This is a genomic window from Streptomyces sp. NPDC047000, assembly GCF_040644295.1.
In the GTDB taxonomy this organism is placed as follows: Bacteria; Actinomycetota; Actinomycetes; order Streptomycetales; family Streptomycetaceae; genus Streptomyces.
Genome location: NZ_JBEYWE010000021.1, coordinates 95,934 through 108,947 on the forward strand (window position 1 = coordinate 95,934; position 13,014 = coordinate 108,947).

At 72.2% G+C, this 13,014-nt stretch carries 11 protein-coding genes; 7 read left to right on the forward strand and 4 right to left on the reverse strand.

The window, feature by feature from the left end; genetic code table 11:
• Positions 1–244: 244 nt before the first annotated feature.
• A complete protein-coding gene (locus ABZ862_RS27875) occupies positions 245–847 on the reverse strand; it encodes a TetR/AcrR family transcriptional regulator (RefSeq protein WP_360963496.1) in 603 nt (200 codons plus the stop codon).
• Positions 848–944: 97 nt separating this feature from the next.
• Between ABZ862_RS27875 and ABZ862_RS27880 the strand changes: the two genes are divergently transcribed.
• Positions 945–1,901: an NADP-dependent oxidoreductase gene (locus ABZ862_RS27880; protein WP_360963499.1), complete on the forward strand. Its 957-nt coding sequence runs from the start codon at positions 945–947 to the stop codon at positions 1,899–1,901.
• A gap of 586 nt (positions 1,902–2,487) precedes the next feature.
• Here ABZ862_RS27880 and ABZ862_RS27885 read toward each other — a convergent pair.
• Positions 2,488–3,453, reverse strand: coding sequence for an AraC family transcriptional regulator (locus ABZ862_RS27885; RefSeq protein WP_360963502.1), 966 nt, complete (start codon positions 3,451–3,453; stop codon positions 2,488–2,490).
• Between the two features lie 73 nt (positions 3,454–3,526).
• On the opposite strand from ABZ862_RS27885, the gene ABZ862_RS27890 reads away from it, so the two are divergent.
• The 4 genes from ABZ862_RS27890 to ABZ862_RS27905 all read left to right on the forward strand — a co-directional run bounded on the left by ABZ862_RS27890 (position 3,527) and on the right by ABZ862_RS27905 (position 8,295).
• A complete protein-coding gene (locus ABZ862_RS27890) occupies positions 3,527–4,504 on the forward strand; it encodes an SDR family NAD(P)-dependent oxidoreductase (RefSeq protein WP_360963505.1) in 978 nt (325 codons plus the stop codon).
• A 155-nt stretch (positions 4,505–4,659) separates the two neighbouring features.
• Positions 4,660–5,829, forward strand: coding sequence for a VOC family protein (locus ABZ862_RS27895; protein ID WP_360963508.1), 1,170 nt, complete (start codon positions 4,660–4,662; stop codon positions 5,827–5,829).
• A 166-nt stretch (positions 5,830–5,995) separates the two neighbouring features.
• Positions 5,996–6,337, forward strand: coding sequence for an antibiotic biosynthesis monooxygenase family protein (locus ABZ862_RS27900; protein ID WP_360963511.1), 342 nt, complete (start codon positions 5,996–5,998; stop codon positions 6,335–6,337).
• Positions 6,338–7,143: 806 nt separating this feature from the next.
• A complete protein-coding gene (locus ABZ862_RS27905; protein WP_360963513.1) occupies positions 7,144–8,295 on the forward strand; it encodes an acyl-CoA dehydrogenase in 1,152 nt (383 codons plus the stop codon).
• A 243-nt stretch (positions 8,296–8,538) separates the two neighbouring features.
• Here the strand turns inward: ABZ862_RS27905 and ABZ862_RS27910 are convergent, their stop codons facing one another.
• Together ABZ862_RS27910 and ABZ862_RS27915 are read right to left on the reverse strand one after the other, a co-directional pair.
• Positions 8,539–9,441 (reverse strand): DUF2690 domain-containing protein, encoded by a 903-nt coding sequence (locus ABZ862_RS27910; RefSeq protein ID WP_360963516.1) that lies wholly within the window; start codon positions 9,439–9,441, stop codon positions 8,539–8,541.
• On the reverse strand, positions 9,438–10,217 hold the full coding sequence (locus tag ABZ862_RS27915; RefSeq protein WP_360963519.1) for a peptidoglycan-binding protein: 780 nt from the start codon (positions 10,215–10,217) through the stop codon (positions 9,438–9,440). Before ABZ862_RS27915 ends, ABZ862_RS27910 begins: the two co-directional genes overlap by 4 nt.
• Before the next feature lie 333 nt (positions 10,218–10,550).
• Here ABZ862_RS27915 and ABZ862_RS27920 point away from each other — a divergent pair, with 333 nt between their 5' ends.
• Both ABZ862_RS27920 and ABZ862_RS27925 read left to right on the forward strand, forming a co-directional pair.
• Positions 10,551–10,997, forward strand: a complete 447-nt coding sequence (locus tag ABZ862_RS27920) for a peptidoglycan-binding protein (protein WP_360963522.1) — start codon at positions 10,551–10,553, stop codon at positions 10,995–10,997.
• 256 nt (positions 10,998–11,253) lie between these two features.
• Complete coding sequence (locus ABZ862_RS27925; RefSeq protein ID WP_360963525.1) at positions 11,254–12,900, forward strand: peptidoglycan-binding protein; 1,647 nt, start codon at positions 11,254–11,256, stop codon at positions 12,898–12,900.
• Positions 12,901–13,014: the final 114 nt, after the last annotated feature.

The window sequence follows — 13,014 nt, forward strand, 5'->3', positions numbered from 1 at the left end:
TGATACCCGGCCGCACCCGGGTTTGCCTCCTCGCTGGTGGGATGCTGCACGCGGGGAGTTCGAGACGGGCGGGTCGACCCCGGAGGCCGTCGCAGAGCTCGGTGTCCGCTCCGGGATGCCGCACAGCCGGGTGTTGCGGTGGCGTCGCCGTGGCTCGGTCTCCTCCGCCCGGTCCAGGGCCCGGGGCCGGGCCGGGCGGAGGTGCGCCGTCGGCCGGTGGTCACGAACTGTCCGGCCGCGGTGATCAGGGAGAGCCGTGGCCGACGGGGCCGGCCGGGCGGGCGGGGGGCCGGAGGCCGTCCATCAGGAGGTCCAGCAGGCGGCCGGCCTTGGCCTCGTGTCCGGGCCGGGGAGCCACGGTGAAGATGCCGATGAGGGCGGCGGCGATGTCTTCGGCACTGACGTCGGAGCGGAGGTCGCCCGCCGCGCGGCCCGCGTCGAGAATCGTGGTGACGGCCGCCAGCAGCTCGGTCCGGGTCCGCGCATGGGCGATCTCACCCGACTCGATCATCGCGAGCAGCGTGTCGAGCATGCCGTTCTTCGTCGCGATCCAGTCCCCGAACAGGTCCATCCAGTGCCGCATCGCCGCGGCCGGGGGCAGGCGGCCGAGCAGTTCGCGGGCGCCGGCCGTCAGCCGCGCGACCTGGTCCCGGTAGACCGCGTCGACCAGCGACTCACGGGTCGGGAAGTGCCGGTAGAGCGTGGCGATGCCCACCCCGGCCTCACGGGCGATCCCGCGCATCGACGGCTCGGTGTCGGCCGACACGAACACGCGGGTCGCCACCGCGAGCAGGTGGTCACGGTTACGGGTGGCGTCCGCCCGCGGCGCGCGTGTCTCCGCCCCCATCGAAACGGATCGCGCTCCGTTTGTGCTACGGTCATCCATGTAAACGGAGCATAGTCCGTTTACATGTGTTCCCCCGGCCTCAAGGAGACAGGCACACATGCAGGCACAGAGCGATCCCCCGCCGGCGGGCAGGAGCAGGGCGGTCCGGCTCGATTCGTTCGGCGGCCCCGAAGTCCTGGACGTCCGCGAGATTCCCGCTCCGCAGGCCGGCCCGGGACAGGTCCGGGTGCGGGTCACCGCGGCCGGCCTGAACCCGATGGACTGGATCATGACCGCCGACGCGGACACCGCCGCCCGGTTCGGCCTGGGCCTCCCGGCCGGATTCGGGACCGACTACGCGGGAGTGGTCGACCAGGTCGGTGACGGGGTGACCGGTTTCGCACCTGGCGACCGGGTGTTCGGGGGCGCCCTGTCCCGCGCGGTCGCCGACTTCGTGGTGATCGACCCGGCCGGGGGGATCGCGGCGAACGAGGCCCACCACACCCCCGACGGTGTCGACGACCGCACCGCCGCCACCCTCGCGATCGCCGGCCGCACCGCGTCCGCCGCCCTCGCCGTGGTCGGCCCCGGCCCGGACGACACGGTGCTGGTCGGCGGCGCGGCGGGCGGGGTCGGGGTGTTCGTCGTCCAACTGGCCCGGATCGCGGGAGCACGCGTGATCGGGACGGGATCGGCGGCATCGTCCGATTTCCTGCGCGGCCTCGGGGCCGAGCCGGTCGTCTACGGCGACGGCCTGGCCGACCGGGTCCGAGCCCTCGCCCCCGGCGGTGTCACCGCCGCCGTCGACCTGCACGGGACGGAGACGGTGCACGCCGCGAGGGAACTCGGGGTCCCGGACGGCCGCATCTGCACCATCGCCGCACAGGTCGACGGCGTACCGGCGGCCAACGGCGCGAACGCCGCTCCCGGCGCCCTGGAAGAGATCGCCCGTCTGGTCGCGGCGGGCCGGCTCCGGGTGCCTGTCGCGGCGGCCTTCCCGGTCGGGCAGATCCGCCGCGCGGTCGAACTCCAGGCCGGCCGGCACGTGCACGGCAAGGTCGTCATCGACCTCTGATCAGGCCAAGGCCGTCGTGACGATGGATGCGATGCCGTCGTCACCGATCACACGGGGAGGGCTGTCCGCCCGCCGGGACGTCTCACGATGCCGAACCGCCAAGCCTCTGGAGCCGGCGAGGGAGGGAAGCCGACGTGCTCACGCGGCGTCCGGCACGGCGCTTCTTCCCGGATGCACGGCTGACGGGGGCGGATCCCGCGTACGCCTTGATGCCGCAGGCATCGGCCCGGACGACGGGCAGGGCTTCATCGCGTGGGTGTCGTTCCGGCCGGCAGGACGCCGGGGCCGGCCTTCGGATGTGGCCGGTGTCCGTGGTGCAGCGGCCCGGACGGAGGTCTCGGGTGGCGGAGATGCCGGCCGGGCCGAGCGGGCTGGCGATCCGGCGGGCGGTGTGACCCGCCGTGCCTAGTGCCGCGGCAGGCACTGTTTGCCCGTGAAGGAGCGGCGTCCGGTGCGTGCTCTCTGGGGGTCCCCCCTGCTCGAAGAGCTTGGGGGAGCGTGCCGGGCGTCGCGACGGGGCGGACATTGCCTGCCGCGGCACTAGGGCACGTATCGCCCGAGCGGCCCCGGCACGTGATCCGGCGGTTCAGGACCGGTGGGCAGCGGCCTGGACCGTGGTGCGGAGCCGTCGGCGGTAGTGCAGAGGGGACTCCCCGACCGTGCGTTTGAACGCGGTGCTGAAGGCGCTCTCCGAGCCGTAGCCGAGCTCGGCGGCGAGGGAGCCGACCCGGACGTCGGGGTCGCGCAGGGCGCGCTGGGCGAGCAGCATCCGCCAGTGCGACACGTAGGTCAGTGGCGGTGTCCCGGCGATCGCGCGGAAGCGCTCGGCGAAGCTGGTGCGTGACATGCCGGCGGCGCGGGCCAGCTCGAGGAGCCCCCAGGGGTGTCCGGGCTGTTCGTGGATCAGCCGCAGCGCCGGGCGGAGAGGTTCGTCGGCGAGCAGGCGGAGCCACCCGACCGGTGTCTCTTCCTGCTCCAGGTACGCGCGCAGCACCTCGAGCAGGAGAAGCTGCCCGTTCTGACGGATGGCGAACGCCGAACCCAGCCGCCCGCTCGACGCTTCGTCGAAGAGCCGCTCGACGATGCCGCCCAGGCGGGAGGCGGCCGAGGTCGCCGCCCGCACGTGCACCAGGCCGGGCAGCGCCGCACTCAGCAGCGCGAGGCCCGCGGGGCTCACCTGGATCCACCCGCCGACGAGGACGTCGTCGGTGGCCAGGTCCGCCGCGGCCAGCGCCATGGCGTCGAAGCCGGCTTCGGGTACCAGCGTCACCGGTGCGCCGTCGCCGTGGCCGCCGCGCACGTCGAGCCGGGTGCGGTGGTTGAGCAGCACCACATCGCCGGGGGCAAGCTCGACGGGACCGTCCGGGCCGCCCGGTCCGTCCGCGGCGGCCGTGGCCGATCCGGCGACCAGCGCGATCAGCTTGAGCGGTCGGGAGACCGTGCCTGAGGACGCCCACGGTCCGCGCACCGCGAAGCCGCCCGTCATCATCCCCTGGACCTCCACCAGGTCGAAGACGTCGGACAGCACATCGATGACGGCCGGATCAGACACTCTCGTACTCTCGCGCAGAAAATGCGGACGCGCAATCATTCAGCGTCCGGCAGCTGCGGCCGAGACTGGAGGCATGACAGCACCGCAGACCCCTCTGGGCACCCCGTTCACCGCCTTCTCCACCGCCGCCGACGTCCTCGACGGCCTCGATCTGACCGGGCGGGAGGTGGTGGTCACCGGCGGTCACGGCCGGCTCGGCCGTGAAGTCACCCGCACGCTCCGCGCCGCCGGCGCCACCGTGACCGTCGCGGCGCGCGACCCCGAGCGGGCGACCGCGGCGCTGGACGGGATCACCGGGGTACGTGTCGAGCCGCTCGACCTCACCGACCCCGGTTCGGTCGACGCCTTCGCGCGGCGCTGGCTCGCCACCGGGCGGTCGCTGCACGTCCTGGTCAACAACGCCGCCGTGCTGTTCTCACCCGAGCCGGTGCGTGACGCGCGAGGTCACGAGTTGCAGTTCTCGACCTCGCACCTCGGCCACTTCCAGCTCACCCGGGCACTTCTGCCGGCGTTGCGGGCGGCGGAGGGCGCGCGGGTGGTCACGGTGACCTCGGGCGCGGCGCGCTTCGGTGAGATCCGGTGGGACGACCTGGACTTCGCGACCGGGTACGACCCCGTCACGGCGTACGGTCAGGCCAAGCGGGCCAACGTCCTGTTCACCGTCGAACTGGACCGGAGGTACGCCGATCAGGGTGTCCGGGCCTTCGCCGCCCACCCCGGGGTGGTCATCGGGGCGGGCCCGTTCACGCCGGAGCAGGCCGCGTCGTACCGCGCCCAGGGGCTGGTCGACGACGACGGTGTCACCGTCATCGACCCCGAGGCCGGCAAGAAGACGATCGGGCAGGGAGCCGCGACCCTCGTCTTCGGCGCCGCCGGCCCGCTGCTGGACGGCCTGGGCGGGGTCTATCTCAAAGACAGCGACGTCGCCGTACTCGACGACGAGCAGCGCCCGTTGACCGCGGACAGCATCCCCTCCGACGCCAACTCGGCCATGCTCGATCCTGACGACGCGCGACGGCTGTGGGAGCTGAGCGAGCAACTGGTCTCCTGAGCGGCGGCACCGGGGCTGTCCGGCACCGGGTGCCTGCTCGCCCCGTTTCTCCCTGCCGGGGTAGATTCCCGTTGAACCCGTCCGCCGTGTTCTTCGTTGCTTCCACTGACTGACGTCACCCTCAGGACCGAGGATCTCTTCAGAAAGTGGTGACCATGGCTGCTCACCCAGGTACAGGCCTCGCGTCGCACGCAGGCCACCAGGGCACGCACAACGACCTGCACTCCGGACAGGGGGCGCTCCCAGGAGAACACCCGGGCCGCGCCGCGAACCCGGTGATCAAGGCACACGACATCGCCTGGCTGGAGTTCTCCAAGCCCGACCTGCCCCGTGCGGAGGCCTTTGCCGCGGCCTTCGGGTTCCTCACGTCCTATCGGGACGACCACGAACTGCACCTGCGCGGCAGCCGGGCGGGGGCGCCCTGCGTGATCGTCCACAAGGGGCCCCGGTCCCGGTTCCACGGGCTCGCCTTCCACGCCGCGGGCGCCGGCGACCTGCCGCGGCTGGCGGACGCCAACGGCACACAGGTGCGCAGGCTGCCGGAGAGGCTGGGAGGTTCCACGGTCGACCTGGCGGATCCGGGTGGTCTGAGGGTGCGTGTGGTCGCCGACACGCACGAACTGCCCGCGCTGCCCGGACAGCACCCCCACACATTCAACTTCGGCGACGACCTCAAGAGGTCCAACCAGACCCAGAGGCCGCTGCGGGAGGCCGCGGGCATACGGCGACTGGGACATGTCGTCCTGCGGACGACGGCCTACCGGCGCACCCTCGACTGGTATCTCGAGAACCTCGGCCTGATCGTCAGTGACTTCCTCTACTACGCGGGGCAGCGCGACCGGGGGCCCACCATGAGTTTCGTCCGCTGCGACCGCGGCAGCACCCCGGCCGACCACCACACCCTGGCCCTGGCTCTGGGGCCGTCCAACCGCTACATGCACTCGGCCTACGAGGTGGCCGACCTGGACGCCCTGGCTGCCGGGGGCCAGCACCTGATGGACAAGGGCTACTTCCGTTCCTGGGGCATCGGCCGCCACATCCAGGGCAGCCAGCTCTTCGACTACTGGCGCGACCCCGACGGCTTCATGGTGGAGCACTACGCCGACGGCGACATGTTCGACTCCACCCTGGAACCGGGCTGGGCACCCCTGACCGCATCCGGGCTGGCGCAGTGGGGACCGCCCGCGACCAAGGACTTCCTCGGTATCGCGCCGGGGCGTGACCTGCTGGCCGAGCTGCGTTCCATCGTCACCGCGCTGCGCACCGACGACAACGAGTTCGACCGCGAGCGGCTGCGCGGCCTGTTGAAAGTGGCTTCTTCGTGAGTGTTTCCGTATTCCGCGCCTCCGAACCGACGCGGAAGTGCGCAAGCGGGTCGACGCCGTGATGCGAAAGCGGCCCGCCCCTGCCGGGTCGTGCGGACGCGGAGCGTGTTTGCGGGCGCGTCGCTCCGGGGGAGGATGACGTGTCTACGACACGACGGAGGCTGCCATGCGGGTGAGTGCGGACGGTGTGACCGGGCGGATCGCGGTCCTGACCAGGTTCACCGTGACGGGTGATCAGGCCGAATTCGACCGGCTCTTCGCCGAGCACGAGACGTACATGCGGGCCCAGGAGGGTTTCGTGGACTGCTATTTACTCCGATCCGTCTCCCGTCCCCGGCAGTTCAGCCATGTGGGGTGGTGGGAGAGCCCGGGCGTGTATCAGCGGATCTGTGACGGCGACGAGTACAAGTCGCAGATGAAAGGGCTGCTCGCTCTCGCCGACATCATGGACGTGGACGTCTGCACCTTGGCCTCGGGCGACGACCGCACACGGGTCGACCCCGCGTGAAGACGCCCGGCACCGCGCGAGGGCCGGTGCCGGGCGGCGGGGTCGCGGGCACTTCCGAGTGCGCCGGTGCTCGCGCGGCGCTCGGGCGCGGCGACGGTCGTCAAGCGTGACCGGCTGCCGCGCCCGGCACCGTCCAGGCACTGGTCGAGGCGGCAGCCCGGCGCGTCGGTCAGCACGGTGAAGAGTTCCGTCCGGGGACGCTGCGAGCCGTGGTTCCCGGGCGCGGGTGGGAGGGACGCCGGTGCGCGGTGGCCCGCGACAGTCCGTCTGCCGACAAAGAACGGCCGGAAGAACTGGCGGATTCCCGAATCGAGTCGCGGAAGGCGGACATGGTGTAGTACCTGCAGAAACGCAGATCCACCGACGCCCGAGCACGGGATACCGGGAATCCGGGCAATCCGAGAGGTCACCGCATATCCGAACCAGTACTTCCGGCACTTCCAGCACTTCCCGAGGGCACTGACGCGAAATCGGCGGGGTGGCCTGTTCCTCCGGGCGCCCGCCCGTACGGCCTGAGGCAGCGGAGATACCGGGGCGGCCCACCGCGGCCGACGGGCCCGGTACTGCCGGCACCCGCCTTCTGCCGTACCGCTCCCGGCCCCTCCTCGCCTTTCCGACCTCTCCGGCGCCCCGGAATTCCCCGTATCACGCTGCAGTTCTCCGCGTCTCTCCACCACTGACCACGACGGAGCTCCCATGACGGCCGCACAGCGAATGACCGGTTTCACGACGATATCCGGATTATCCCCTCGACCGCGCACCGCCGACGGCGCCGCCGCCACACGCCGGAAGCAGGAGGAGGCACGATGACCGCCGAAGCCATGACCGTGCCCTCTCGGCAGGATGTCCGCTCCCTGCTGGGGAAGTTCGCCGAGACGGCGGCCGGCAGCCGGCAGCTCTCGCACCCGCCCGTGATCCGGCAGTTCTGGGAGGACGCCGGTGCGGCGGGCCTGCTCGCCCCGGCCGAGGCGGCCGGCCCCGAGTGGCGGCGCTTCAGCCTCGTCGTCGCGGAGGAGTTGGGCCGTCACTGGCTGCTCGACCTGCCGCTGTGGCTCCAGAGCGACGTGCTGCCCACCGTCCTCCGCCTGCACGGCACCCCGCGGCAGCAGGCCCTGCTCCCGGAGTTCGCGCGCGGCTCCGCGGTGGTCTCCGCGGCACTGTCCGAGACGGCCAACGCGTCCTCCCTCACCGGACTGTCCTCCACGGCGCGGCCGGTGGGCGACGGCTACGTGATCAACGCGGACAAGCGGAACATCAGCAACGCCGTGATCGCCGACCACATCGCGGTCTCCGCCGGCATCGGCGAGGACGGCCCGACCACGGGGCTGTTCCTGGTCCCCCGGAACACCCCCGGTATCGAGGTGACCCAGACTTCGATGGGTCTGGGGCTCGAACTGCTCGGGACGGGCACGGTCACCTTCACCGACGTGCACGTTCCGGCCGAGGCCCTGCTCGGCGGCGTGGCCGACGCGGGCGGCCAGCTCCAGTCGGCGATGGCCCTGGAGTGGTTCTTCCTGGCCCTCATGAGCAACGCGGCGGCATGGTCGGTGGTGGCGGAGACGTACACCCGGGTCAACGCGCCGCGCGGGGCCGGTCCGCTGCTGGGCCACTCCTCCGTGCGGCAGCGGGTCGCCGAACTCGTGAGCCGTCTGCACACGGTGACCGCGCTGATGCGGACCCTCGGTGCCGGTTACGTGGAGACCGGCACGGCGCCCGCCGACCTGGCCGCCGTCAGCAAGAACGAGGCGGCGCAGGTGCTGCTCGCGGCGCTCGATCTGGAAAGCGGGCTGCGCGGCGCCGCCGACCTCACGGCGTCCCCGGCCACCAGCAGGACCGACGTGGACGGCCGCCGCAGGGCCGCGGCCGCGCAGGCACTCGCGGGTGGCGCGACACACGCGCTGCACGGGGTGACGCTGGCGGGGCTGGCGGCGAGGGTCGGACAGGAACCGATCATCTGACCCCCTCCCCGGTGGGTGCGGAGGCGGGGCCGGGCACGGACACGAGTCGGCTGGTCGTGGCCATGACGCAGGCGGCGGGGCCCGGCTCCCGCTCGGCGGATGCCGCCGGAAGGCAGGACGGCACGCTCGCCGGCCGGGACGCCGCCGGTACGGTGGCGCGACGGACGCTTCGCCGGCGTCGAGGCGCGGTCCGTCGCACTGCCGGCCCGCGACCGGTACGCGGGCACGAGACCGCCGCAGGTCTCAAGAGGCGTGCCCGGTCCGGTCCGTGGTGGTCCTGAAGCACTCTTTTCCGCCACCCGCCGCGGGGCTGAAGCAGGCTTGCAGGGACATCCCGGGGCTGACCACGCTCATGAGGGTGTGGACGTAGGTGTCCGCCTCGTCGCGGCTGGTGACCCGGGCGCCGTGGAGGGAGCCCGTCCGGCCGACCGCCCGGATCTCGACGCTGTCGTCCACGACCGCACCCCACATCCGCGCCCAGCTCGTCCCGCATTCCTCGCTGTAGCGGATCTGGACCCACGCGCCCGTGGCGGTCCGGTGCTCGGCGAGGGTCAACGGGTCGGCAGCGCATTGCATCGTGATCGGGTCCTGGTTCTGGCAGGCGGTGTGCCGGCAGAGCACCCCGGTGGCCGGCGGGTGTGTGGGGGACGGTGACGGCTCCTCGCGTGGCGACGGGGGAAGACGGACCAGGACGAGCACTGCCAGGGCCACGGCACAGGCCGACGCGAGCGCGGTGAGGACGGTTGCGTAGCGGTGCCCGGCCGGTCCGGTGCGATCACGGCCGACGTCACTTGAGCTGGCGCCACTTGAGCTGAGGTCACTTGGGGCGGTGGCGGGCGGGGCGGTGGTGGAGGCCGGGGCCGGTGCGTCCGTCCGGTCTATCCGGTCCGTCTGCTCCGTATGCTCCGTACGGGCGATGTCCAGGAGTGCCAGCGGGTGGCGGGCGGATTCGCCGGCGAGACGGCACAGCTCTTCCACCGCGCTGCGGGGCGGCAGGGACTTGCCGTTGAGATAACGCTCCCAGGACGACTTGCTGAAGGTGGTCGCGTGCGCGAGCTGTGCCAGGCTCAGGCCGGTGAGCTGCTTCTGCTGCCGGAGCACGACGGCCAGCCGGGCGGCCGACGGCGAGGGTGTGCTCCGTGTCATCCACGCAACGCCTTCCAGGAGCGCGGCCCCAGCATGCCGTCGACGACCAGGCCCGCCCGCTGCTGGAACGTTTTGACCGCCCGCAGTGTCAGCGGGCCGAACATGCCGTCGATCCCGCCGGGTGAGATGCCCGCCCGGCGCAGCAGGCACTGCGCCTCGGCGACGTCGGCGCCTGTGGCACCGTAGTAGATCTCGGTGTTCCGGCCGTTGTTGATGCCTGCCGACCAGCGGCCGTCGCTGCGGGCGATGCGGCAGGTGTAGGAGGGTGGCGTCGAGGCCGCGGTGGTACGTGGCTGGGCGGCGGCGGCCGCCGGGGGGACGTCCTCGCCGAGCCGCAGCATGAGCAGCAGCACCGCCAGGAGGGCCACGGCGAGGGCCGCGACACCTGCCGTGAGCGCGATGCGGGGAAAGCGGCCGGGGGCCGGTCCGGTGGCGGCCGGTGCCGTGAGCACGATCGGTGGGGTCCGCGGCCCGGAGTGCGGCGCCGCCGGCCCCGTCAGGCTTGCCGGCTGTTCCCGCCCGTCCTCCGGCTCCGCTTCAGGCGTCCGCTCCGGCGGTTGTGCACCGGTTCTGGCGCGGCGGCCGTTCCGGGCGTCGGTGGCGATCTCGTGCAGCGCGAACAGGGGGACGGGGTCGTCTCCGGTGAGCCGGGCCAGTGCTTCGACCGCCTCCCGGGGCGGCAGTGTCGTACCTCCCAGGTAGCGCTCCCACGACTTGGCGCTGTAGCCGGTCTTGGCCGCGAGGTGCCGCATCGTCAACTCGCCCCGGTCCTTCATCTGGTGTAACCGTGTTACCAACTGCCTCTCGCTTGTTTCGAGTTCAGTGGGCAGTGCCTTGGAGCGCGGCATTGTTCCCCCCAGTGCGGTCATCAGCGTCAACAGCGGGCCCCTCCGCTGCTGGGCATTGTGCATGAGGCCGCCGTGTCTGTCACAGGCGTCCCGCGCGACCGTCCCTGCGAGCACCGTCATCGCAGGTCAGCGGGTTCGTCGTCCCGTAGGTCCGTCACCTGTGCCACAGCGGTGGCCGCCGCACCGGGGCGTCGTGCACGGTGGGACCCGCCCTGCCCGCCGAGCGGGACAGGTGCCGACCCACGACAGAAAGAGGAACGCATGCGATCGAACGCTCTGGGCAGGACCGTCGCCGGACTCGTCGCCGTGGCCGCACTCGCTGCCGGCAGTGTGGCGACCGCGGGTACCAGCTTCGCGGCGACCGCGGCCTCCGCGCAGACGGTGGTGGCCGCGCAGCCCGCCGTCGCGGCCACGACGCAGAACTTCGGCCTGACCACGGCCGAGGCCAAGAACGTGCAGCAGTTCCTCGCGGATTACTGGGGATACACCGATTCGATCGACGGTCAGCTGGGCACCAACAGCTGGAAGGCCTTCCAGCGCTGCCTCGCGACGTACTGGGGCTACACGGGCGCCATCGACGGGGACCCCGGCACCAACACCATCAAGGCGCTGCAGCGTCTGCTGGCGGCCGACTACGGCTACACGGGCGCGATCGACGGCATCGCCGGTGCGGGCACCCGGGCGGCGTTCAAGCGCTTCGCGGCCTGACCGGTCCCGTACGCCCGACCGGTGAGTGACCGCCCGCGGCCCGTCCCCGCCCTGCGTGGACGGGCCGCGGGCGCGTGTTCCCACCACCTGCCCGGACCGGCTTCGCCACCGCGCCGGACACGCACGACGACCCGCCACACGGCCGACCGTCACACAGCGACAAGTCAGGCGGTGACAGTACGGCGGTGACAGTACGGCGGCGAGCTGGCGACGACGTGTCAGACGATCTTCCTCAACCGAAGGAGAACCCCGCCGTATGGAAAGACTCACGTTCCTCGTTCCCGCCGAAGACGCACGCTCACCGCACCGGACCGCGCACCGCACCCGGCCGGGGTGGCAGATCCGTCTCGGGACGTTCGCCGCCACCGCGGCGATGGTCTCGGCGGGCATCGTCCTCGGTGCCGGTCCGGCAGCGGCGGCGGCGCCGGTCGCGATCAGGCTGACCTCGGCCTCCTGCCCCGCCGAGATCGTGCAGGGCCAGGTGAGCGGCTGCGTCACGGAGTTGCAGAACCTGCTCAACGCGCACGGCGCCGGTCTGGTGGTGGACGGTCAGTTCGGGCCGAGCACGCTCTACGCGGTCCGTGAGTACCAGGCCGCCACCGCGATCGCCGTGGACGGGCGGGTGGGCCCCGCGACCAAGAGCAAGCTGTACGCCACCGGCGGCTCGGCGCCCGCCCCCGTCAACCTGAACTCCTCCTCGTGCCCCGCGAACATCGTCCAGGGTGACAAGGGCGGCTGTGTCACCGAACTCCAGCGGCTGCTCATCCACCACGGCTACGCGGTCGACGTGGACGGCGACTTCGGCGCCGGGACGGCGAGCGCCGTCCGCAGCTTCCAGTCCTCCCACGGCCTCACCGTGGACGGCCAGGTCGGCACGGACACCAAGCGGGCGCTCTACGACACCGACGAGTCACCGTCGACGAGCCTGGACCTGAGGTCGGCGTCCTGCCCCGCGAACATCGTGGAGGGACAGAGCGGCGGTTGCGTCGCCACGCTGCAGGCTCTGCTGAACGGCAAGGGCCAGAGCCTCGACGTCGACGGCAGCTTCGGCCCTCTGACCCTGACGGCCGTGAAGGCGTTCCAGTCCGCGAGCGGCCTCACCGCCGACGGCGAGGTGGGTCCGAACACCAAGGCCGCGCTGTACTCGAACATCGGCGGTGGCGGAGGCGACGGCGCGCCCGCCCCGGTCAACCTGAACTCCGCCTCCTGCCCGAGCGAGATCGTGCAGGGGCAGCGCAGCGGCTGCGTCACCGAGTTGCAGAGCCTGCTCAACCACCACGGTGCCGATCTCGCGGTCGACGGGGACTTCGGGCCTCTCACCGACAGCGCCGTCCGGGACTTCCAGGCCGAGAAGGGCCTGTCGGTCGACGGCAAGGTGGGCCCGAACACCAAGGCCGCACTGTACGGCGCGGTCACCCCTCCGTCGTCGACCCCGCCCGGCGGCGGCTACGCCAACATCCTCGGCGTGGCCGAGGCCGAGGTCGGCACGGCCGAGGGCAGCGCCCGCGCGAACAGCTACGGCTCGGCCGTGGGTCTTTCGCTGTCCACCAGCGACTACGCCTGGTGCGCGACCTTCGTGAGCTGGGTGGCCCAGCAGACCGGGGCCACCTCCTACCGCAACTCCTACGTCTCGGGATGGGTCAGGCAGGCACGGGCCGGCAACTACCACCTGTCGGTGACGACCAGCCCGCAGCCGGGTGACATCGTGGCCTTCGACTGGGACGGCGGGAGCGACTTCACCGGCGGCAACGAGCACATAGGCATCGTGCGGACGGTGTCCGGATCGTCCTTCACCACCGTCGAGGGCAACACGGGCAACCCCAACGGCAACGGCGACGGTGTGTACGTCAGGTCCCGTGCCACGAACAGCGGTTACGACGTGGTCTTCATCCGGGTCCGCTGACCGGCTCCGCCGGGGCTGCGGGAAGGCCGGCCCCGGAAGCCGCCCCCGCCGGCGTCGAGAGAGTCCTTACGGCTGCCGGCGGCGGGGCTCCGGCCGGCGCGCCACCAAGGCAGG

Coding starts and splice junctions, on each gene's coding strand:
- ABZ862_RS27875 (WP_360963496.1), bottom strand. CDS start 847: ATGGGGGCGGAGACACGCGCGCCGCGGGCGGACGCCACCCGTAACCGT.
- ABZ862_RS27880 (WP_360963499.1), top strand. CDS start 945: ATGCAGGCACAGAGCGATCCCCCGCCGGCGGGCAGGAGCAGGGCGGTC.
- ABZ862_RS27890 (WP_360963505.1), top strand. CDS start 3,527: ATGACAGCACCGCAGACCCCTCTGGGCACCCCGTTCACCGCCTTCTCC.
- ABZ862_RS27895 (WP_360963508.1), top strand. CDS start 4,660: ATGGCTGCTCACCCAGGTACAGGCCTCGCGTCGCACGCAGGCCACCAG.
- ABZ862_RS27900 (WP_360963511.1), top strand. CDS start 5,996: ATGCGGGTGAGTGCGGACGGTGTGACCGGGCGGATCGCGGTCCTGACC.
- ABZ862_RS27905 (WP_360963513.1), top strand. CDS start 7,144: ATGACCGCCGAAGCCATGACCGTGCCCTCTCGGCAGGATGTCCGCTCC.
- ABZ862_RS27910 (WP_360963516.1), bottom strand. CDS start 9,441: ATGACACGGAGCACACCCTCGCCGTCGGCCGCCCGGCTGGCCGTCGTG.
- ABZ862_RS27915 (WP_360963519.1), bottom strand. CDS start 10,217: ATGAAGGACCGGGGCGAGTTGACGATGCGGCACCTCGCGGCCAAGACC.
- ABZ862_RS27920 (WP_360963522.1), top strand. CDS start 10,551: ATGCGATCGAACGCTCTGGGCAGGACCGTCGCCGGACTCGTCGCCGTG.
- ABZ862_RS27925 (WP_360963525.1), top strand. CDS start 11,254: ATGGAAAGACTCACGTTCCTCGTTCCCGCCGAAGACGCACGCTCACCG.